Below are 21,946 nucleotides of genomic sequence, written 5' to 3' on the forward strand. Positions count from 1 at the left end.
CGCACCGGCAGCTAAACAGCGTGGCGGCTTGGTGCGCTGTCCTGGCACAGGCTGGCGACTCTGGCAACGATGTCGTCAATCTGTGCCTCGTCGCAGATCAGCGGCGGCAACAGCCGGATCGTGCGCTCACGGGTCACGGTAATCAGCAATCGCTGTTCGGCCAGCGCGCGGCCGACCAGCTCCTGGCAGTTCCGGTTCAACTCGATCCCAGCCATCAGGCCCAGGCCTCGGATGGCCTGCACACCCGGGTGTCCTCCCAGAGCCCGCCGCAGCCCAGCCAGCAGGCGCTCGCCCAGCTGTGCTGCCCGCTGCGCAATGCCGTCTCTTTCCATGATGTCGAGCACGGCACAGGCCACGCGGCATGCCAGCGGATTGCCACCGAAGGTGGAGCCGTGCTGGCCGGGACAGAACAGGTTCGCGGCGGAGCCACGCGCCAGACAGGCGCCAATGGGAACACCGTTGCCCAGTGCTTTGGCGAGGGTCATCACATCGGGCGTGATACCGGCGTGCCGGTGCGCGAACCAGGCCCCCGTACGGCCCAGGCCGGTCTGGATCTCGTCGAGCATCAGCAGCCAGCCCTGGCTGTCGCAGAGCTCGCGCAGAGCGCGCAGGTAGCCGGGACTGGCGACACGGATGCCGCCTTCGCCCTGTACGGGCTCGACCAGCACGGCGACGATACCTGGTACTTCCTGGGCCGCACGGCGCACTGCATCGATGTCGTCATAGGGCACGCGCACAAAGCCCGGCATCTGCGGCTCGAAGCCCTGTTGCTTGGCCGCGTTGCCCGTGGCGGCGAGTGTCGCCAGCGTGCGGCCATGAAAAGCGTTCTCCATCACGAGAATTTGCGGCTCGGCCACCTGCTTGCGATGCCCGTGCAAGCGGGCGAGCTTGAGAGCCGTCTCATTGGCCTCGGCACCCGAATTGCAGAAGAACACCTTTTCCATGTCGGCGAGCGCGCACAAGCGCTCGCCAAGCTGCTCCTGCCAGTCGATACGGAACACGTTGGAGGTATGCAGCAGCGTCGCGGCTTGCTCGGCCATGACGGCGGCGATCTCCGGATGGGCATGGCCCAGGCTGGTGACCGCCACGCCGGCGATGGCGTCCAGGTATTCCACCCCCTGCTCGTCCCAGAGGCTGGCGCCGCGACCGCGCACAAAAGAAACAGGTTGGCGGGCGTATGCCCTCATCAAATGGGAGTCGGTTTGTGGCATGCAATGCTCCGGTGGGATGTAAAAGAAAACTGGCAGACATCAGCCAGCTCAAGAGAACTCTGCAGCAGGCCAATGCCCGGTCTCAGCGGCAAAAATCGCGCATTGCGCTTGCCGGGCATGGCGCAGCACCCGCAGGACCTGGCGGCAGATTGGCCGGCTTGCTACGGCCGCAACGCACAGCGCGGGCACAAGCCACCTGCGATTGCGCCTATGCCATATCAATCGGTAACGGATTCCGGCGTCTGCGGATCAGAGCGCGTTGGCCAGTAATAGCTATCGGGTAACGGACGCGCGCCGAAGATGGCCTGCCCCACGCGCACCACGGTAGCGCCCTCCTCGATGGCGATCTCGAAATCGCCGGACATCCCCATCGACAGCGCATCCAGCTCCATGCCCGCAGGCGCGCTTTGCTGCAGCTGATCGCGCAGCTCGCGCAGGAGAATGAAACACCGACGCACCCGTTCGGCTTCGGCGGAAAACAGCGCCAGCGTCATCAGACCACGCACGCGCAACGCGGAAAACACGGGCAGTTGTTGGATGAAACCCGGCACATCCTCGGGATTCAAGCCATATTTGCTGGCCTCGCCCGAGGTATTGACCTGCACGAACACGTCCAGCGACCGCCCTTGGCCCTGCAGATGCCTGTCCAGCGCCTCTGCCACGCGCAGGCTGTCCAAGGCCTGGAACTCGCTGGCAAAACGTGCCACCAGCCTGGCCTTGTTGGTCTGCAGGTGGCCGATGACCGACCAGCGCAGATCGGCCAGGTCCTGCATGGACTCCCATTTCCCAAACGCTTCCTGTACCTTGTTCTCGCCCAACAGGCGGCAGCCCGCTGCATAGGCCAGACGCAGGCTGGCTTGCGGCTTGGTCTTGCTGACGGGCAGCAAGCGCACGCTGGCTGGATCACGCCCCGCGCGCTGGCAGGCAGCTGCAATGCGCTCCTGCACGGTGGCGAGGTTGCGGCGAAAGTCCTCTACCGTGCCGGCCTCGGGGTACAGGCCATGTTGATCGTGACGGGTCGGGGTTTCTGAAGTCATGGGCATCACCTCATCCTTTTTCCATGGCGGCTATCGCGCCCGACTGTGCGCTCAACGGCAGCCGGCCGTTGAGGACCGCATAGGCGAGCAGCCCTATGACCAGTCCCCAGAAGGCGCCGCCAATACCCAGCAACGTGATGTTGGCGGCAGCAGCCAGGAAGGTGATCAACGCGGCCTCGCGCACCTTGGCATCCGCCAGGGCCGTGGCCAGGCTGGCGCCAATGGTGCCCAGCAGGGCGAGGCCTGCCAGCGTGGTGATGAAGGTGGCAGGAAAAGCCATGAAGACCGCCGCCAGCGTGACCCCGAACACGCCGACCAGGATGTAGCACATGCCTGCAGCAACGCCGGCAATCCAGCGCCTGGAGGGATCTTCATGCGCCTGCGGGCCCGTAGCGATTGCAGCCGTTATCGCGGCGATGTTGAACGCATGCGAACCAAACGGAGCCATGAGCAGCGAGCCCAGGCCCGTGATCGTGACGATGGGATTGGCGCTGGTCTTGAAGCCATCGTTGCGTAGCACCAGCATGCCGGGCATGTACTGGCCGGTCAGCGTAATGAGAAACAGCGGCAGCGCGACGCTGAGCAGGGCATTGAGCGAGAACTCCGGCCTGGTGAACACTGGGGCAGCAAGCTGCAACTCCAGCCCGGACAGATCGACCCGATTCTGCGACAGCAAAAAGACCAGCCCCAGCACCAGGATGCCGACGACGGCATAGCGTGCCGAAATCCGTTTGAGCACCACATAGGTCGCGATCAGCAGGCCCGCCAGCATGGGATCGACGCTCATGCCACCAAACGCCTTGATACCGAATTGCAGCAGGATGCCCGCGAGCAGTCCGGCCGCAATGCCGGCAGGAATAAGCCGGATGACGCGCTCGAAATATCCCGACAGTCCCAGCACCACGAAAGCCAGCGCGGAGAGCAGGTAGGCCCCCACTGCTTCGGCATAGGGCGTGCTCGCCAGGGCAGTCACCAGGAATGCCGCAGCAGGTGTGGACCAGGCCGTGATGATGGGCTCGCGCGTCACCCAACTGAGCAGCAGACCTGTCAGCCCTACGCCAATCGAGATCGACCATACCCAGGAGGCCGTCAGCTCGGGGCCGAGGCCCGCCACCTTGGCCGCCTGGAACACAAGGATGAAGGTACCGCCGTAGTTGACGATGACCGAGATCAGGCCTGCCACGACGGGATGTGTGAGATCGTTCCAGCGAAGAGACGAAGGCGAGTGGGTGGTTGACATGGTCTTGCAAGGGCTCCCGGAAAAGTGTTTGACCCCATGGGGTAGCAGATTTATAGAATCGAAATGGCCTGATACTCCCGGCCACTTTTTTGCAGGAATACAGACCATTTGTTCAAGCACGCCCAACTCGAATCCGTCAAAGCCTGGATCGGCGACCCCGCTCATGGCGCCTTGCCGCTGCATGTCCGCATCCAACGGGCCATACGGCAGCTGATCCTCGATGGCGCGCTGGACGTGGGCCGGCGCCTGCCGGCATCGCGAGCCCTGGCCCAATCCTTGGGTGTCTCGCGCGATACGGTGGAGGCCGCCTATGGCCAGTTGCATGCCGAAGGCTTTATCGAACGACGCACGGGCAGCGGCAGCTTTGTGTCCGAGCAGGTGCAACGCCTTCCGGGGCGCGGCCTGATGCAAAGTCCTTTGGCGCGCGTTCCCGCCCTGCGTTTGAGCCAACGCGGCGCAGCCATGTTCGCGGGCGGTGGCCTGCGTGACTTCCTCGCGCCACGCGCTTTTGCGCCCGGTGTGCCTGAGACACGCAACTTCCCGCTTCAGACCTGGGAGCGCCTTCAGCGGCAGGTGCTCAAGGAGCACGGCACCCGGGCTCTGCTGCACAGTCCACCGCAGGGCACCGAGGCTTTGCGCCAGGCCATTGCCGCCTATGTCAACCTGGAGCGCGGCGCGCGCGCCGCGCCCGAGCGCGTGCTGGTGCTGACCAGTTCGCAACAGGCTCTGACCCTGTGCGCCAATGTACTGCTCGATGCCGGTGATCGCATCTTCATCGAAGACCCTGTGTATCACGGCGCACGCAAAGCCTTCGATGCGGCGGGGCTGGAATGTGTGCCCGTGCCGCTGGACGGCGACGGCATGCGGGTGGACTTACTGCAGACCCTACCCGCTGCCAGGGCGGTGTTCCTGACTCCATCCCACCAGTTCCCGACGGGCACCACGCTGGCTCTGGATCGCCGGCTGGCCGCCATAGCCTGGGCGCAGCAGGAGCAGGCCTGGATCATCGAAGATGACTACGACAGCGAATTTCACTACGCCGGCAAGCCCATGGCCTGCGTACAGGGGCTGGATCAGCACGAGCGCACGATCTATGTCGGCACCTTCACCAAATCGATGTTCCCTGGGCTACGCATAGGCTATATGGTGTTGCCGGCTTCGCTGGTCGCCCCCATGACGGTGGCGCGAACCTTGCTGGATGGACACAGCGCAGCGATTGCGCAATTGACGCTGGCGCGGTTCATCGAAGGCGGGCACCTGGGAGCGCATGTGCGTACCATGCGCGCCGTCTACGCCGAGCGACGCGATGTGCTGGCGCGGCTGGTGCGCGAGCATCTGGGCGACTTCCTCGAGCCACGGGTGCCGGCGGGAGGCATGCAGATGCCGTGCACCCTGTTGCACGACATTGCTGAACGCGCCGCCGTGGATGGTGCGCGCAGGGCGGGCATAGACCTACTCGGCTTGACGCAGCTGCATGCATCGAGCCCGCAACAGACGGGTTTTCTCATGGGATTTGCCGCTCACGCACCGCATGAACTGGAAGTCGCCGCGAGGAAGCTGGCGCAGGTGCTGCAGGCGCTACGCCACTGACAGCGACCGGCGCGCCAGCGCAAAACGGCCAGGCCTCAGCCGGCAAGCTCCTGCAGCGCCGCCAGCAATTGCTTCACATCGGCCTCGGTATGCAGCGCCGACAAGGCGATACGCAGCCGAGCCGTGCCCACGGGCACGGTGGGAGGGCGAATCGCGGGCACCCACAGGCCATGGCGGCGCAGCCCCTCCATAAGGCCGAGCGCAGCGTCGTTGCCGCCCACCACCAGTGCCTGCACGGCCGTGTCCGATGGCAAAAGCCGCCAGCCCTTGCCCTGCAACAAGGGCTGCAGACCCGCGCGCAGCTGGGCAATACGAGCCTGCAGCTGCTCGCGCAAAGCGCTCTGCTCCTCAATCAGCTGCAGACTGGTTTGCAATGCACGCGCCAGCATCGCAGGGGCGGCCGTCGCAAAGGTGTAGCTGCGCGTTTTCTGCAGCAGCCACTCGATCAGCAACTCATGACCTGCCACAAAGGCGCCCGAGACGCCGGCCGCCTTGCTCAGCGTGGCCATGTAAAGCACACGCGGCGAGGCCTTGACCCCCGTCAGCCCCGCAGCCGCGAGGCTGCCACGGCCTTGCGGGCCGAGCACGCCGAAGCCGTGGGCATCGTCGAGCAGCAGCAACGCGTCGTAGCGCTCGCACAGTGCCAGCAGCCCCTCGATATCTGCCACATTGCCATCCATGCTGAAGACGGCATCGCTCACCACCAGCTTGCGCTGCACCGGGCAAGCAGCCAGCAGCTGCTCCAATGCAGCCAGATCGCCATGCTCGAAACGGTGGATCTGGCCACGCGACAGGCGACAGCCATCGATCAGGCTGGCGTGATTCAGAGCGTCAGAGAAAATGGCGTCGCCCGCCCCCACCAGCGCCGGGATGATGCTGGCATTGGTGGCAAACCCGGCATAGAAGTAAAGCGCACGGGGCAGCTGCACAAAGCGGGCCAGTTCCTCCTCCAGCGCGGCATTGGCCGTGCTATGGCCGTTGACCATGGGAGAGCCGCCCGAGCCCACACCGAAATCCTGCGCACCGGCGCAGGCCGCCTCAATCATGGCCGGGTGCTGTGCCAGCCCCAGATAGTCGTTGCTGCAGAACTGCAGCATGGGCTGCCCGTCGACCAGAATGCGCGCGCCTTGCAGGGGCGCTACGGTACGGCGGGTACGGCGCAGCGCGGCGGCGTCCAGGGCTGCCAGCTGCTGTGGAATATCCTGCAGCCAGAAATTGGAAGATGCGGTCATTGCCATTCCTTGGGCAAGGAGAAACTGGTCAGGCGAGGATCGGGAGTGGCCTGCCACGGAATATCGGCCAGCAGCGGCGCGCCAAGCCGTCCCAGCTGGTTGCGCAGCCAGTCCATGTTTTCCTCGGGCACCAGCATCTGCGGCTCCACACGGCTTGCCACCCAGCCCGCCAGCGGCAAGCCTGCTGCGCGAATCGCCTCTGCGGTCAGCACCGCATGGTTCAGACAGCCGAGCTTGACTCCGACCACCAGCACCACCGGCAACTGCAGCGCCACGGCCAGATCGGCAATGCACAGAGTCTCGGACAGCGGCACGCGCCAGCCACCCGCCCCCTCGACCACCACGGCATCGGCCTGCGCGGCCAGTTGCCGGTAGGCATCGAGAATCGGCGCCAAAGTCACCTCCACGCCCGCGCGCCGGGCCGCGATATGCGGCGACATGGGGTCTGGCAGCAGCACGGGGTTGTCCAGCACTGCCGGCACGGCCAGCGTGGAGGCAGCACGCAGGGCTACCGTGTCTTCGTTGGCCCAGCCCCCATGCCCGTCGGGCTCGGCGCCTGCGGCCACGGCCTTCATGCCCACCACGCGCGAATGATGGCCTGCCAGTGCATGCAGCAGCGCGCAGCTGGCCAGGGTCTTGCCCACACCGGTATCGGTGCCCGTGACGAAACAGCCGATCATGCCTTTCCCTTCTGCGCGCAAAGCTGCGCTTCCTGCTGCAAAGTGGTGTTCAGCGCGGCCAGCGCGGCCTGACCCAGGTGGGCGATGTCGGCATCGTCGAGCACATAGGGCGGCATGCAGTACAACGTGCGTCCTATGGGGCGCAGCAGCAGGCCCAGATCCAGCGCCGCCTGGTGGTAGCGCTGCGCAAAGTCCGGCAGGGAGGTATCGATGTCCCAGGCCCAGATCATTCCCTGCTGGCGCGGGTTGCTGACACGGGGGTGAGCATTCAGCCCGGCGAATGCTGCACTGATTTTCAGGGCCAGCTGCCGATTGGCAGCCAGCTGGTCCAACTGCTCGAACAGCTCCAGCGTGGCCACGGCAGCGCGGCAGGCCAGCGGGTTGCCGGTATAGGAATGCGAGTGCAGAAAGCCGCGCGCAGCATCGTCGTCATAAAAAGCGGCATAGACCTCATCGGTCGTCAGCACGGCAGACAGGGGTAGCGTGCCGCCCGTCAGGCCTTTGGACAGGCAGATGAAGTCCGGCCTGATACCTGCCTGCTGATGGGCAAACAGGCTACCGGTACGGCCAAAGCCCACGGCGATCTCATCCACCACCAGATGCACCGAATAACGGTCGCACAGCGCCCGGGCCAGACGCAGGTATTCGGCGTCATGCATGGCCATGCCGGCGGCGCACTGCACCAGCGGCTCCAGAATCAAGGCTGCAGTCTCCTGGTGATGCGCTTGCAGCCAGGACTCCAGACCCTCTGCTGCGCGGCGTGCCACATCGGCAGCGGTTTCGCCAGGCCGGGCCTGACGGGCATCGGGGCTGGGCACCGTGGCCGACAGACGCACCAGAGGGCCATAGGCATCGCGAAACAGCGCAATATCGGTGACCGACAGCGCGCCTACGGTCTCGCCGTGGTAGCCGCCGGCCAGACCCACGAAACGGTGCTTGGCAGGCTGCCCCTGATTGCGCCAGTAATGCGCACTCATCTTCAGCGCGATCTCCGTGGCCGAAGCGCCGTCACTGCCGTAGAACGCATGACCGAGGCCGGTCAGGCCGGCCAGGCGCTCGGACAGCTCGACCACGGGGGCATGGGTGAAACCGGCCAGCATCACATGATCGAGCTTGCGCATCTGCTCGGTCAGCGCCGCCCGGATATGCGGATGCGAGTGACCGAACAGATTGACCCACCAGGAACTGATGCCGTCCAGATAACGGCGGCCCTCGGTGTCCACCAGCCAGGGCCCGGTGGCGTGGTCAATGGCAATCGGCGGCGCGGCTTCGTGCCGCTTCATCTGGGTGCAGGGATGCCAGACATGGCGCACGCTGCGGCTGGCAAGACTGTGTTCCATCAAAAACTCCTGAGGCGAATCACCCGCCTTGTCAAAACGCAGGCGCAGCGCGGCCTGGCCCGCACCAGAGGCAGGGCCATGCAATTTGCAATGAGAAAGCCCCGGCGCGATGGCCGGGGAAGATTCAGGGATCAGCTTGCGGCCGATGCCCCCAGGCCCTTGAGGCCCAGCTTGCGCATCAAGGTGGTATCGGCCTCCACATCGGGATTGCCGGTCACCAGCAGCTTGTCGCCGTAGAAGATGGAATTGGCTCCCGCCATGAAGCACAGGGTCTGCACGGCCTCGCCCAGTTGCTGGCGGCCCGCCGACAGGCGCACGCGGGCCTTGGGCATGGTGATGCGCGCCACGGCGATCACACGGACAAAGTCCAGCGGATCCACCGGCTCGCTGTCGGCCAGCGGCGTGCCGGGCACGGGCACCAGGCTGTTGATGGGCACGGACTCGGGATAGGGCTCCATGTTCGCGAGCTGGGCAATCAGGCCGGCACGGTGGACCTCGGTCTCGCCCATGCCGATGATGCCGCCGCAGCAGACGCTGATGCCCGCATCGCGCACGGCAGCCAGCGTGTCCAGCCTGTCCTGGTACTGGCGCGTGCTGACCACATCCTTGTAGTACTCGGGCGCGGTGTCGAGGTTGTGGTTGTAATAGTCGAGACCCGCATCGCGCAGCGATGCCGCCTGATGGGGCTGCAGCATGCCCAGCGTGGCGCAGGTCTGCATGCCCAGCCCCTTCACGGCACCGATCAGCTCGTTCATCTTCTCGATGTCGCGGTCCTTGGGCGCGCGCCAGGCAGCGCCCATGCAAAAGCGGGTGGCTCCGGCATCCTGGGCCGCCTTGGCGGCGCGGGTGACTTCCTCCACGCTCATCAGCTTCTCGGCCTTCACGCCCGTATCGAACTCGGCCGACTGCGGGCAATAGCCGCAATTCTCGGGGCAGCCGCCGGTCTTGACGGACAGCAAGGTCGCCAGCTCGATCTCGCCTGCAGGCCAGTTCTCACGGTGCACGCTCTGAGCACGGTGCAACAAGTCCAGAAAAGGCAGGTCCAACAATGACTGCACTGCCTCCACGGGCCAGCGCTGCGCTTCGGAGGCCGCGGCGGGCTTGGCCGGCGCATGCCAGTGCATGGTCTGGCTGCCGCAGGCGGCGGCTTGCGGCGCGTCGGCGGCGCGCACTGGGTTGTCTTGCTCGGGCACGGAATAGGACATCGCGGTCTCTCCTCAATCGGGGGAATGCCGCGCATTTTGGGCAAAAAAATCAAGGATTTACAGAGCCCGCATGCAAATAGTTGCCAGCCAAAGAGTTGCAGAAAGAAGCGCTATTTTTGAGCGCAATTTCAATGCATTTAACGGATTTTCAGCACTCATTAGAAACAGCCAGCCATAACTTCTGCCAAATTGAGCTCTTGTGCACTCAATTAAATGGAATACACCAGATTCAGACCTTGGATTTCAACGAGGAAGAGCGTAGATATCGGCAAAAAAACACGGTTTTTGGCGATTTTTACCCGGACAAGGCCTGGATCAGGGCCAGAAACAGTGCTGTACCGCCCGTGCAAAGGCGCACAAACACCCCAAACTGGCGGATTTAATTCCCTCAACTCTTGTTGGACATTCGCACCGGGCGCAAAAAAAGCCGCAGCAAGGCTGCGGCTGTGGGGCTGGAGGCCTGGGCTTAGAAGGCGTGAGCCATGCCCACGCCGAACGAAGTTCCCGAGTCCGCGCCGTACTCGTAGCTCTTGCGCCCCAGGCTGGCATAGAGCGTGGTGCGCTTGGACAGCGCGTAGTCGGCGCCCAGGGAGTAGAAATGATTGGTCTGCTCCTGCATGCGCTGGCGTCCATAACCGGCCTTCAGCGTGGTCTGTCCCATCTGATAGGTGGCGCCCAACGTCACGGCCTTGGCCGAGAGTGCCGTCTGGGCCACGCGCGAATAGTCCCAGGCGGCCATCACGGCGGCTGCGCCAAAGCGGTATTTGCCAGCCACGAAAGTGTCTTTGTCACCGCTGCCGTTGCGCTCGAAGGCCAGCATCCCGCTCAGGCTGTCCGAGTCGTAGTTGAGAGAGGCCGAATAACCGCGCCCTTCGCGGCGCAAGGTCAGCGGTACCTCGGTGCGCTCCGGCGAGGCACTCAGATGCAGGGTGAAGCCGGCCACCGTGGGCGAGTCGTAGAAGATGCCATTGGCCATGCGCCCATACTCGGCGGTGCCGTTGTTGCTGTAGCGGTCGGTAGGCGTGAGGTAGTGCCACTGATACCAGGCGGGCGAGGAAATGCGGTTGAAATTGGCCCAAGGGTCGAACTTCCAGTCCTGCGACCACATGGCCGACAGGGCGCGGCCCAGGCGCAAGTGGCCAAAGCCGCCCTGCAAGCCCACCGTGGACTCGTCGTGCCAGAACGGCTTGCGGCCCTGATCCTCCAGGCGCCCGGTATCGATATCGAAACGTGCGCTCAGGCGGAAGGTGGCCTTGAGGCCACCGCCCAGGTCCTCCCAGCCGGCAATCGCAAGATTGCTGCGCTGAATCGTGCCGGCCTGCGCCGTGCCATCAAAGCCGCGATAGATGCCGCCGTCGATCAGACCGCCAATGCTGACGCTGGACGACTGGGCCGCCGCAGGCAGCACGGCAGACAAAAGAGTGAAACATGTGGAACAAGCAATGCCAGTACGCAAGCGCATGCCGGTGGTTCTCCTTGAATTGTGAAGTCACTGCCCCCCGCAGCCAGCTCTTGGCACAGCAGAAGACAGAGAAGGCCGAAGACCTGTGAGATGAGGTGATGACAGGCAGTCAGGCCCTGCCTGATGCACTGAAGACAGCCGGAACATGGCTGGCAGCCTGGCTGCCAATTCCGACCCGAGAAGCCTGCTCAAAAAGCAGGCAACGGGAAGCATTATGAAAGTGCGGCCCGCGCAGAGTCCAGCCCTGCGTCAGCTTGGTTCAGCCGCTGTGCGCCACGCCGGAGGCTGCCCAGATGCGATTCATCTCGCTGCAGAACGGCTGGGCGCAGGGAGCCAGGCCCTGGTACTGGCAGCCTTCGGTCATGCACAGATGCGAACGGTGCTCGCCGCTGCGGCGCGGCACAGGCAGGGCATTGGCGGCCTGGGCCGCGGCCATCATCAGCCAGGGATCGGACTTGTTCTGCAGCAGTTGCTGCACTTCCTGCGCCAGCGCCGGTGCGGGCATGGCCAGAGGCAGACCGGCCATCTGTGCCGGCGTCGCCTGAGCGGAACTCGCCGTGACGGGCTGCAGCTCCAGCCACAGCAATGCGCTGGTGGCAAGTGTGCTGGTCGCCACCGACGACTGCGGCTGCACCACCAGAGCCAGAGGACCGCTGCTCAAGACACCCGGATCCGCCATGGGCAGGCGCAGGGCCGTCCCCGGCCCCTGGGCTGTCGGGATGCTTGCCGCGCCCACAGCCTGCGCCCAGGCTGCGGGCACCTGCAATGTCAGGGAAAAGCTGCGCTCGCCTTGCGGCGTGACCAGCGTGCCTTGCTGCACCAGCCAGTTCTGCAGCTGGGGCAGACGCGGTGCGGCAGCGCCACCTGCAGGTGCTGCCGCCATGCCCTGCTGTGCCTGCTCCAGCGCCACGGCCGCCGTGGGCGACAGGGCCGTCGCCGTCTGCAAAGCCGAGCTGGGCGGCTGCGCGCCAGACACCGCTGCCTGCGCCAAGGCCTGCATCAGCGCAACCGATCCCTGCTGGCCGGCCAGCAGCTGCAAGGGCTGTGCCTGTCCCTGCAGGCTGACCTGAACCTGCGCGAGCAGGCTTTGCACAAACTGCTGCACGGCCGCTGGCAGGCCCTGACTGGGCCAGCTTGCCGCAGGTGCACCGGGCTGGGCCTGCACCTGCAGTGCCAGCTGCGCAATCAGATGCTCAAAGGCCTGGAGCTTGAGGTTCTGCAAGGTTTGCGGCGACCACTGCACCATGCTGGTCGCCGGGGGCGTCGCCTGAGCGGCGGGCAGCTGCTGCGCTGCGGGAAGCTCCGGGACAGCGGCTGCTGCCACATTGCCGGCCTGCGCAGCCGCCTGGCCCGTGGGCACGGACATGGGCAGTACGGGGGCAACGGGTTGCAGTGGTGCAGTCATGCGGTCGACGGTGGCAGGGTATCAAAGCCGGAATCAGGCCATTGTGCCCGCCCCTGCGAATAAGCATCGGAAAAAGATGCTGCCAATGCTTGTGGCTCAAGCACCAGGGCTGCCCGGATCGTGCCGGGCCGCATGGTTCACGCCGGCGATCCGATGCGCGGATCAGGGGCGAACCATTCCAGGCGGAATCAGGCCTCGGCCGGGTAGAACAGCTTGCGCGTGGCCGTGGCCTGCACGGCCTTGGCAATGGCACCGATATGGTCGGGCGTGGTGCCGCAGCAGCCGCCCACGATATTGACCAGACCTTCGGCCGCGAACTCGTGCACCAGACGGCTGGTGATCTCGGGCGTTTCGTCAAAACCGGTGTCGCTCATGGGGTTGGGCAGGCCGGCATTGGGATAGCAGCTGATGAAGGTGTCGGGAGCCGCCTTGGCCAGTTCCTGCACATAGGGACGCATCAGCGTGGCGCCCAGGGCGCAGTTCAGACCCACGGACAGCGGGTTGCTGTGGCGCACGCTGTGCCAGAAGGCCGTCACGGTCTGTCCGCTCAGAATCCGGCCCGAGGCATCGGTCACCGTGCCGCTGATCATGATGGGCAGGCGCTCGCCGGTCTGCTCGAAGGCCTCGTCCACGGCAAACAGCGCGGCCTTGGCGTTGAGGGTGTCGAAGATGGTTTCGACCAGGATCACGTCGGCGCCGCCTTCAATCAGCGCCAGCGTCTGCTCCAGATAGGCCTGGCGCAGCTGCTCGAAAGTGATGTTGCGCGCGGCAGGGTCGTTCACATCGGGGCTGATGGAGGCCGTCTTGGGCGTGGGGCCCAGGGCGCCGGCCACATAGCGCTTGTGATCGGGCGTGCTGTACTTGTCACAGGCCGCACGCGCCAGCTGGGCGCTCTTGAGGTTCATCTCATAGGCCAGGTCGGCCATGTGATAGTCCTCCTGCGCAATCGTGGTCGCGCCAAAGGTATTGGTCTCGATCAGATCGGCGCCGGCAGCCAGGTATTTCTCATGGATGTCGCGAATCACGTCGGGACGGGTCAGCGACAGCAGTTCGTTGTTGCCCTTGACGTCATGGGCGAAGTCCTTGAAGCGCTCGCCCGCACCGTCGGCACCGGCATAGCCCTCGCCGCGATACTGAGCCTCGCCCAGCTTGAAACGCTGAATCATGGTGCCCATGGCGCCGTCAAGAATGACGAGGCGCTTGGCAAGCGTTGCGGGCAGCTCCTGGGCTCGGGTGTAGGCGGGGGTGGGGTGCGACTGGCTCATAGAACGCCATTGTAGGAAAGCTGGCCGGCTTTGCCGGGCAGCCGGGCATTGCCCTGCCGCCAGCGCCTATTCCGATGGCTGGCCTGCCGGGTAGCGAGCCTTGGCCATGCGGAACGTCAGATTCCAGCGCTCATTGCCAAGCAGCGGGTGCTGGCCCGGTTTGAGCGGAGCGACGCCATGGAACACCAGGCGTGAGGGCCCGCCCCAGACCAGCACATCGCCATGGGTGAGCGCAAGGCGCCGGGTGGGGCTCTGACGCGTCAGCCCGCCCCAGAGGAAACGGCAGGGCAAGCCCAGCGAGACCGAGACTATGGGCGCAGCAAAGTCATGCTCGTCCTGGTCGCGGTGCAAGCCCATGCGCGCGCCCGGCTGATAGCGGTTGATCAGGCAGGCATCGGGTGCAAAACCCGGATAGCCGGCCAGCGCCGCCGCCCTGGCGGCCTGCTCGCCCAGAAAAGCCGGTATGGCAGGCCAGGGCTTGCCGGTCTGCGGATCGACGGCGCTGTAACGATAGCCCTGCAGATCCGAAATCCAGCCCCAGCCGCCGGCGTTGGTGATCGCCACCGACATGAACTTGCCGCCGGGCACCTGCATGGTGCGAAATGCGGCCCGCGTCTGCAAGGCCGTCACCTCGGCCACCCAGCGCTGCTCCTCGGCTGCCGCAAAGCCGCGCAGCAGCACGGCACCGTCATCAATGATTTCGGCGGGCAGGGAGTCGGCAGGAAACAGCGAAAGCGTCATTGCAACGCCATCATAGGCCTGGCCGGCGACTGGCCCTCCCAGCCGCCAGCCAGCGCCTGGTACAGCGCCACGGCGGCACGCAGGCCGCGCGCGCGGCTGTCGGCCGCCGCGTCCTGGGCCGCGTAGAGGTCGCGCTGCGCGTCCAGCACCTCGTACAGGCCCACGCTACCCAGGCGGTAGCGGCGCTGCGCGAGCTGCTCGGCCCGTGCTCGCTGCTCGGCGGCCTGGGCCAGATGGGCGTCCTCGCTGCGGGTGCGCGTGAGAAGCACCAGGGCGTTCTCGGTGTCCTCCAGCGCCAGCAGCACGCTTTGCTGGTACTGGGCCAGCGCGACCTGGGCGCCCGCTTCGCTGGCAGCGATGCGCGCGCGTACGCGGCCCACGTCGAGGAAAGACCAGTCCACGCCCAGGAACACGCTGCGGCTGACGCTGCCGGCCTCGAACAGCGCGCCCGTGCTGAGAGCGGAGCTGCCCAGCAGACCGCCCAGCGACAGGCGCGGGAACAGCTCGGCCGTAGTCACGCCCACCCGCGCCGTGGCCGCATGCAGACGCGCCTCGGCGGCGGCTACATCGGGGCGACGACGCAACAGCTCGGCGGGCGTGCCGGGAGCGATGGTCTCTGGCAACTGAGGCAACGCGGTGGGCGCGTTCAGCGCCGCGATCAGTGCCTCGGGCACCTGGCCGGTGAGCACGGCCAGCCGATGCTGTGCCACGGCAATCCGGGCTTGCAGCACGGGAATGCGCGAGCGCGTGGTCTCCAGCTGCGCCTGGGCGCGCGCCAGGTCGAAATCGGTGCCGCTGCCATGCGCCAGCCGCAGCTGAACCAGGCGCAGCGTGTCCTGCTGATTGGCGGCATTGGCCTCGGCCAGCTGCAGGCGCTGCTGCCAGCCGCGCAGGTCGGCGTAGCTGGCCGCGACCTGGGCCGCAATGGCGACCTGCAGCGCAGCCAGATCGGCGGCACTGGCACGCAGCTCGGCGCTGCCGGCTTCGATGTTGCGGCGCACGCGACCGAACAGATCCAGCTCCCAGGTCGCATTGATTCCGGCGCTGTAGCTGCGTTGGCTGCGCGACCCGCCCATGGCTTGGCTTTCGCTGCGTCTTTGCTGCAGCGCCTGGCCCGACAGGGTAAGCGTCGGGAACTGATCAAGACGGCTTTCGCGCAGCAGGGCCTGGGCCGCATCGAGCCGCGCCAGCGCAGCGCGCAGATCCTGGTTGGCCCGCAGGGCCTGCTCGACCAGCTGCGTGAGTTGCGCATCCTGGAACTGGCGCCAGAACGCGGCATCCGAACCGGCCTCGGGCGATGCCTGCTTCAGGACTGCAGACGGCTCGGCCCGCGCAAACTGCGCGCCGGCCTGAGGCAGCTCGGGCGTGCGGAAATCGGGGCCGACGGCGCAGCCTGCCAGCAGGGTCGCAAGGCCCGCCACGGCATATGCCAGAGCATGCCGGCGCAGAGGTTGGGGGATCTCAGACATGGCGGCCCTCCAGGGATGCGGGTGCAACAGTTGAAGCGGGTTGGACAGGCGTGCGGGTCGCCAGCGACCGGCCCGACAGGCGGCGCAGCGTGACGTAGAACACCGGCGTGAGGAAGAGGCCGAACAGGGTCACGCCCAGCATTCCCGAGAACACCGTCACACCCGTGGCCGCCCGCACCTCGCTGCCTGCGCCGCCGCCGATCAGCAAGGGCACGGCGCCCGCGATGAAGGCGATGGAGGTCATGACGATGGGACGCAACCGCAGGCGGCAGGCCTGCAGCGCGGCATCGACTGTTGGCGAGCCGCGCATCTCCAGCTCTCGTGCGAACTCCACGATCAGAATCGCGTTCTTGCAGGCCAGGCCCATCAGCACCACCAGGCCCACCTGCACGAAGACGTTGTTGTCGCCCCCGGCCAGCCACACGCCGAACAGCGCCGCGCAGATGCACACGGGCACGATCAGGATCACGGCCAGCGGCAGGGTCCAGCTTTCGTAGAGCGCGGCCAGCACCAGGAAGACCAGCATCACGGCGATCACGAAGACCACGGCCGCGGCATGGCTCTGCTCGACCTGCTGGTAGCTCAGATCCGTCCAGGCCAGCTCGATGCCGCGCGGCAGCGTGCGCTGCGCGATCTCCTGCAGCTTGGTCAGCACCTCGGCCGAGGACAGCAGGCGCGGATCGGAGTCGCCGATCAGGTCGGCGGCCGGAAAGCCGTTGTAGCGCAGCACCGGATCGGGTCCGTAGCTGGGCACCACGGTGACCATGGAGCCTATGGGCACCATCTCGCCGCGCGCGTTGCGCGTGCGCAACTGGGCAATGTCCTCCACGGCCTGACGGTAGTCGGCATCGGCCTGCAGCATCACGCGCCAGACGCGGCCGAAGGCATTGAAGTCATTGACGTAGACCGAGCCCAGATAGGCCTGCAGGGTCTGGAACAGATCGGTCAGCGCCACGCCCTGGACCTTGGCCTTGATGCGGTCCACCTTCACTTCCAGCTGCGGAATGTTGGACTGGTAGCTGCTGACCGGGTAGGTCATGCCCGGCGTCTTGGCAATCTCGGCCTGAAAGGCCTCAAGCGCCTGCTGCAGCGCTGCATAGCCCAGGCCTGCGCGGTCCTGCAGGAACAGCGAATAGCCCGATCCGTTGCCCAGGCCCTGGATGGGCGGCGGCATCAGCGCATAGGCGAAGCCGCCCTCGATCTGCGCGAACTTGGCACCCAGTTCGGCATTGATGGCCTCGGCGCTGCGTGTGCGCTCGCCGAAGGGCTTGAGCATGATGTAGGAGCTGGTCAGATTGGGCGTGGTCGTGGACTGCAGCGCATTGAAGCCCGCGAAGGCCGCGACCATGTCCACGCCATCCACGCTTTTGGCCGTCTCCACCATCTGGCGCGTGACCGCATCGGTGCGGTTCAGCGACGCGCCTTCGGGCAGCTTGGCGCCGGCAAACAGGTAGAGCTTGTCCTGCATGGGGATGAAGCCCCCGGGCACGGCATGGAACAGCACGGCAGTGCCGGCCAGCAGCGCCGCATAGACCGCGAACACCAGGCCGCGTCGGCGCAGCGAGCGGCCCACCGAGTTCTGGTAGCCGTGGGCGCTGCGATCGAAGAAGCGGTTGAAGGGCCGGAAGAGCCAGCCCAGGCCCTTGTCGATGACGCGTGCCAGCGCGTCGCGCGGTGCGCCGTGCGGCTGCAGCAGCTTGGCCGCCAGTGCCGGTGACAGGGTCAGCGAGTTGATGGCCGAGATCACCGTGGAGATGGCGATGGTCACCGCGAACTGCTGATAGAACTGGCCCGTGACGCCGCTGAGAAAAGCCATGGGCACGAAGACCGCGCACAGCACCAGTGCGATGGCGATGATGGGCCCGGAGACCTCCTTCATGGCCAGATGGGCCGCCTCCTGCGGGCTGTGGCCTTGCTCGATGTAGCGCTCCACGTTCTCGACCACGACGATGGCGTCGTCCACCACGATGCCGATCGCCAGCACCAGGCCGAACAGCGTCAGCGTGTTGATGGAATAGCCCAGCAGGTACAGGCCCGCAAAAGTGCCGATGATGGACACGGGCACAGCCAGCAGCGGAATGATGGAGGCGCGCCAGGTCTGCAGAAAGACGATGACCACCAGCACCACCAGGATCACGGCCTCGATCAGCGTGCTCTGCACGGCCTTGATCGAGTCGCGCACAAAGACCGTGGGGTCCCAGACGGATTCGAAGGCCACGCCTTCGGGCAGGTCCTTGGAGAGCCGGTCCATGGCCGCATAGACCTGCTCGGCCACGCCCAGTGCATTCGCACCCGGCGACAGGAAGATGCCCACGGCCGCCATGTTCTTGGTGTCGCTCCACGAGCGCAGCGTGTAGTCGCTGGCGCCCAGCTCGATGCGCGCCACGTCGGCCAGACGCACGACCTGGCCGCCCTCGCCGCTCTTGAGCACGATGTCCCCGAACTCCTCGGCCGTCTTCAGCCGCCCGCGCACATTGATGGACAGCAGCTTGTCGGACTTCTGTGCACTGGGCTCGGCGCCCAGCTGACCGGCCGAGACCTGGATGTTCTGCTCGCGGATGACGGCGATCACCTCGCCGGCCGTGAGCTGGCGTGCTGCCACCTTGTGCGGGTCCAGCCAGACGCGCATCGCATAGTCGCCCGCGCCGTAGATGCCCACGTCGCCCACGCCAGGAATGCGCGCCAGCACATCCTTGATCTTGAGCGTGACATGGTTGCGCAGGTACAGCGCATCATGCTTGCCATCCTTGGAGACCAGGCCCACGTACATCAGCGGCGTGGACGCCTGCTTCTGCGTGGTCACGCCGAACTGCCGCACCTCCTCGGGCAGCCGGCTCTGGGCCTGGCTGACGCGGTTTTGCACGCGCACGGCGGCGGTGTCGGGGTCGATTTCGGGGCGGAAGGTGGCGACCACCTGCAGGCTGCCGTCCGAAGCCGCGACCGACTTCATGTACATCAGGCCTTCGACCCCGTTGATGGCTTCCTCCAGCGGCACGGCCACCGACTCTGCGACCTCCTTGGGATTGGCTCCCGGATAGGTGGCGCGCACCACCACGCTGGGCGGCACGACCTCGGGGTACTCGCCCACTGGCAGCTGCGGAATGGCCACCAGACCGACGGCGAACATGATGATGGAGAGCACGACCGCGAAGATGGGCCGGTCTATGAAGAATTTGGAGAAGTCCATGGCACTCCCCCTTACTGCGCAGCGGCGGGCACGGGCTGCGCGGTAGCTGATGCCACCGGCCTGGGATTGACGGGCATGCCGGGGTAGTAGATGCGCTGCACGCCGCCCACCACCAGCCGGTCACCCGCAGCCAGGCCTTTTTCTACCAGGCGCCGGCCATCGACCATGCGACCCAGCGTAAGGTCGCGGCGCTCGGCCAGATTGCCTGCGCCCACCACATATACGTACTTGCGGTCCTGGTCGGTGAGCACGGCCTTGTCGTCGATCAGCAGCGCCTGGGTCTCGGCCTCTTGCCGGTCCGGGCCGCTTTGCATCTGCACGCGTGCGAACAGGCCTGGCGTCAGCATCCGGTCTGGGTTGGCCAGGCGCGCGCGCAAACGCATGGTGCCCGTGCCCGACTGGAGCTGGTTGTCGCTGAAGTCCAGCGTGCCCGCATGGGGAAAGCCGCTGTCGCCGACCAGGGCGACGCGCACCGCGCGGCCCTGGCCCCTCAGGCCGGCCAGACCTGCCTTCTGGTAGCGCAGAAAGCTGTGCTCGTCGGCATCGAAATACGCATACACCGGGTCCTGCGAGACCAGGGTGGTCAGCACGCTCTGGTCGGCCTGGGCCATATTGCCCACGGTGAGCAGGGCGCGGCTGGCACGGCCCGTGATGGGCGCACGCACCTCGGTGAAGTCGAGCTGCAGCCGTGCGGTGGCCAGCTCGGCCTCGGCCGCACGCACCTGGGCCGTGGCCTGGGCCAGCGTTGCGGCCCGCGTGTCGGCCTCCTCGCGCGAGACCGCATTCTCGGCCACCAGCTGGCGCGCGCGCTGGTCCTGCGTCTGCGCCAGCCCGGCAGCGGCACGCGCGCGTTCGAGCTGGGCCTGGGCGCTGGCCAGGGCCGCACGATAGGGCCGCTGGTCGATCACGAACAGCAGCTGGCCCTTCTTCACCTCCTGGCCTTCGACGAAGGCGATGCGCTCGATATAGCCCGACACGCGCGAGCGCAGCTGCACCGACTCCACGGCCTCGATGCGGCCATTGAACTCGTCCCAGGGGCGTATGGCCTGCAAGGCAACCTCGACTACCTGCACCTCGGGCGCGGGCGGCGGGCCGTTGCCGGCATGGGCATCGCCCGCGCCGGGACGGTCGCAGCCCGAAAGCAGGACCAGCGCCGCGAGGCCGCCGGCCAGCAGCAAGGGCCGCAGCGGCGGCGTGGAATGGACTGACATATGGACTCTCCCAGAATGAATGCGCCCGCCCTGCTGGCGGCAGCAGGCCTGACGGAACGGCCACCTCTGCCTACAAGACGCAGGAGCAGCCAGGCTTGTGACAAGCATTGGCAGGTGGCTGAGAGAGATTCAATAAAGATAGCTGCTGCCGCAATTCACCAAATGACTTCAGGCACAAAACCATCTGAAGTCGTTTTTCATCAAGCGAATACAGCTACGGATATCAGAAGAACTCCGGCCAGCACTTGGGCCGCTGATTGCGGCTCCACCGGCTATCGATCACAATGGCGGCATTCTTCAAGTTCAAGTGAACTTTAAGTCAAGCTCCGGATAAAGACATCATGAAAACTGAGGATGATCCGCTGATGAGCATCAGCGACTTCGCGCAGCGCAGCGGCGTCAACGCATCGGCGCTGCGCTTCTACGAGTCGCTGGGTCTGATCGAATCGGTGCGCAGCCCCGGCGGCAGGCGGCGCTACCACCGCTCGGGCCTGCGGCGCATTGCCTACATCGTGTTTGCGCAGCGTGTGGGCTTCACGCTGGAGGAGATCGCCGCGCAGCTGGCACGGTTGCCGACGCGGCACGTGCCTACAGGCGGCGACTGGCAGAAGATGTCGCGCATCTGGCAGCAGCGGCTGGACGAGCGCATCACCGAGCTGCAGCGCCTGCGCGACAGCCTCAACCAGTGCATAGGCTGCGGCTGTCTGTCGCTCAAGGTCTGCAGCATGTACAACCCCGGCGACCAATGCCAGCGCGGCGGCCCAGGGCCCCGCCGCTGGCTAGGCGACGAGCTGCAGGCCGAGGGCCACTAGCCTGGGCTCAGCGGCCGCTGGTCTGGGCGAAGGCCAGCACGGCCTGCAGCAGACGCTGCATGGTGGGCTGGATACGGGCCGCGACCTCGGGCAGGTAGTCAAAAGGCATCTGCTCCTGCATATAGCTGGACTGCGTCATCTCCAGCTGCACGGCGTGAAAGCCCTGCTCCGGCTGACCATAGTTGCGCGTGATGAAGCCACCCTTGAAGCGACCGTTGAGCACGCTGGTGTGGCCCGGTGCCTGCCGTGCAATGTCCAGCAGTTGCTGGGCCAGCGCCGGCGCGCAGCTCTTGCCGTCGGCGGTGCCCAGGTTCAGGTCGGGCAGCTTGCCCTCGAAAAAGCGCGGCAGCACCGAGCGGATGCTGTGTGCATCCCACAGCATGGCCACGCCATGCTGGCTCTTGATGCGGTCGAGCTCGGCGCGCAGCTGCGCATGATAGGGCTGCCAGTAGAGTTCGCGGCGGCGCGCGACTTCTGCCTCGTCGGGCTCCAGGTCCTTGCTGGCATACAGGGGCTTGCTGTCGAAGCCGTCAACCGGACACAGCCCGGTCACGCTCTGGCCCGGATAGAGGCTGGCACCATCGGGCGGACGGTTCAGATCGATGACATAGCGCGAATGCGTGGCAACCAGAATGGATGCGCCCAGCGCCTTGGCGAAGTCGTAGAGCTGCGGCATATGCCAGTCGGTGTCGTGGACTTCGCGCCCTTCGGGCGTGAGCCTGGCCGCAATGTCGGCCGGTACATGGGTGCCGGTATGCGGCATGGAAATCAGCAGCGGTGCCGTACCCTGGTGGAAGACAAAGGGGGCGATGGCTTGGCTCATGGAGCGTCTCTCTTCTGTCAAAAATCTGAATGCAGC

The 21,946-nt window shown here is 66.0% G+C and carries 17 protein-coding genes; 2 read left to right on the forward strand and 15 right to left on the reverse strand.

Annotated elements, in window-relative coordinates; genetic code table 11:
- Nucleotides 1-11: 11 nt before the first annotated feature.
- The 3 genes from FSY45_RS13110 to FSY45_RS13120 form a co-directional block, all read right to left on the reverse strand.
- Nucleotides 12-1,211: an aspartate aminotransferase family protein gene (locus FSY45_RS13110; protein ID WP_003070519.1), complete on the reverse strand. Its 1,200-nt coding sequence runs from the start codon at nt 1,209-1,211 to the stop codon at nt 12-14.
- A 218-nt stretch (nt 1,212-1,429) separates the two neighbouring features.
- The gene (locus tag FSY45_RS13115) at nt 1,430-2,254 is read right to left on the reverse strand and encodes a YggS family pyridoxal phosphate-dependent enzyme (RefSeq protein ID WP_003070520.1); all 825 of its coding nucleotides are present in this window, start codon (nt 2,252-2,254) and stop codon (nt 1,430-1,432) included.
- A 4-nt stretch (nt 2,255-2,258) separates the two neighbouring features.
- Nucleotides 2,259-3,488 (reverse strand): benzoate/H(+) symporter BenE family transporter, encoded by a 1,230-nt coding sequence (locus FSY45_RS13120; protein ID WP_034363383.1) that lies wholly within the window; start codon nt 3,486-3,488, stop codon nt 2,259-2,261.
- A 108-nt stretch (nt 3,489-3,596) separates the two neighbouring features.
- On the opposite strand from FSY45_RS13120, the gene FSY45_RS13125 reads away from it, so the two are divergent.
- Nucleotides 3,597-5,078, forward strand: a complete 1,482-nt coding sequence (locus FSY45_RS13125; RefSeq protein ID WP_046461155.1) for a PLP-dependent aminotransferase family protein — start codon at nt 3,597-3,599, stop codon at nt 5,076-5,078.
- Between the two features lie 35 nt (nt 5,079-5,113).
- Here the strand turns inward: FSY45_RS13125 and bioF are convergent, their stop codons facing one another.
- The 11 genes from bioF to FSY45_RS13180 form a co-directional block, all read right to left on the reverse strand.
- Nucleotides 5,114-6,310, reverse strand: coding sequence for an 8-amino-7-oxononanoate synthase (bioF, locus tag FSY45_RS13130; RefSeq protein WP_080771140.1), 1,197 nt, complete (start codon nt 6,308-6,310; stop codon nt 5,114-5,116).
- On the reverse strand, nt 6,307-6,990 hold the full coding sequence (gene bioD / locus FSY45_RS13135; protein ID WP_046461154.1) for a dethiobiotin synthase: 684 nt from the start codon (nt 6,988-6,990) through the stop codon (nt 6,307-6,309). The genes bioF and bioD overlap by 4 nt, the downstream gene beginning before the upstream one ends.
- Nucleotides 6,987-8,330 carry an adenosylmethionine--8-amino-7-oxononanoate transaminase gene (bioA, locus tag FSY45_RS13140; protein ID WP_046461200.1) on the reverse strand — a complete coding sequence of 448 codons (1,344 nt, stop codon included), beginning with the start codon at nt 8,328-8,330 and terminating at the stop codon, nt 6,987-6,989. The genes bioD and bioA overlap by 4 nt, the downstream gene beginning before the upstream one ends.
- A 131-nt stretch (nt 8,331-8,461) precedes the next feature.
- On the reverse strand, nt 8,462-9,454 hold the full coding sequence (bioB, locus tag FSY45_RS13145) for a biotin synthase BioB (RefSeq protein ID WP_046461199.1): 993 nt from the start codon (nt 9,452-9,454) through the stop codon (nt 8,462-8,464).
- A gap of 547 nt (nt 9,455-10,001) precedes the next feature.
- Nucleotides 10,002-10,997 carry a porin gene (locus FSY45_RS13150; RefSeq protein WP_003070535.1) on the reverse strand — a complete coding sequence of 332 codons (996 nt, stop codon included), beginning with the start codon at nt 10,995-10,997 and terminating at the stop codon, nt 10,002-10,004.
- Nucleotides 10,998-11,256: 259 nt separating this feature from the next.
- Nucleotides 11,257-12,402 (reverse strand): Fe-S oxidoreductase, encoded by a 1,146-nt coding sequence (locus FSY45_RS13155; protein WP_148748104.1) that lies wholly within the window; start codon nt 12,400-12,402, stop codon nt 11,257-11,259.
- Nucleotides 12,403-12,590: 188 nt separating this feature from the next.
- Complete coding sequence (locus tag FSY45_RS13160; RefSeq protein WP_003070538.1) at nt 12,591-13,667, reverse strand: homocysteine S-methyltransferase family protein; 1,077 nt, start codon at nt 13,665-13,667, stop codon at nt 12,591-12,593.
- 66 nt (nt 13,668-13,733) lie between these two features.
- Nucleotides 13,734-14,408 (reverse strand): DNA oxidative demethylase AlkB, encoded by a 675-nt coding sequence (alkB, locus tag FSY45_RS13165; RefSeq protein ID WP_046461151.1) that lies wholly within the window; start codon nt 14,406-14,408, stop codon nt 13,734-13,736.
- Nucleotides 14,405-15,877, reverse strand: coding sequence for an efflux transporter outer membrane subunit (locus tag FSY45_RS13170; RefSeq protein ID WP_046461150.1), 1,473 nt, complete (start codon nt 15,875-15,877; stop codon nt 14,405-14,407). The genes alkB and FSY45_RS13170 overlap by 4 nt, the downstream gene beginning before the upstream one ends.
- Nucleotides 15,870-19,064 (reverse strand): efflux RND transporter permease subunit, encoded by a 3,195-nt coding sequence (locus FSY45_RS13175; RefSeq protein WP_046461149.1) that lies wholly within the window; start codon nt 19,062-19,064, stop codon nt 15,870-15,872. Before FSY45_RS13175 ends, FSY45_RS13170 begins: the two co-directional genes overlap by 8 nt.
- 11 nt (nt 19,065-19,075) lie before the next feature.
- Nucleotides 19,076-20,275 (reverse strand): efflux RND transporter periplasmic adaptor subunit, encoded by a 1,200-nt coding sequence (locus FSY45_RS13180; protein WP_046461148.1) that lies wholly within the window; start codon nt 20,273-20,275, stop codon nt 19,076-19,078.
- Between the two features lie 341 nt (nt 20,276-20,616).
- Between FSY45_RS13180 and soxR the strand changes: the two genes are divergently transcribed.
- Nucleotides 20,617-21,087 carry a redox-sensitive transcriptional activator SoxR gene (gene soxR / locus FSY45_RS13185; protein WP_046461147.1) on the forward strand — a complete coding sequence of 157 codons (471 nt, stop codon included), beginning with the start codon at nt 20,617-20,619 and terminating at the stop codon, nt 21,085-21,087.
- A 7-nt stretch (nt 21,088-21,094) separates the two neighbouring features.
- On the opposite strand, the gene hutG is transcribed toward soxR, so the two are convergent.
- Nucleotides 21,095-21,910 (reverse strand): N-formylglutamate deformylase, encoded by an 816-nt coding sequence (hutG, locus tag FSY45_RS13190; protein WP_046461146.1) that lies wholly within the window; start codon nt 21,908-21,910, stop codon nt 21,095-21,097.
- Nucleotides 21,911-21,946: the final 36 nt, after the last annotated feature.

Origin of the sequence: Comamonas sp. Z1, assembly GCF_008121555.1 — a bacterium.
In the GTDB taxonomy this organism is placed as follows: domain Bacteria; phylum Pseudomonadota; class Gammaproteobacteria; order Burkholderiales; family Burkholderiaceae_C; genus Comamonas; species Comamonas thiooxydans.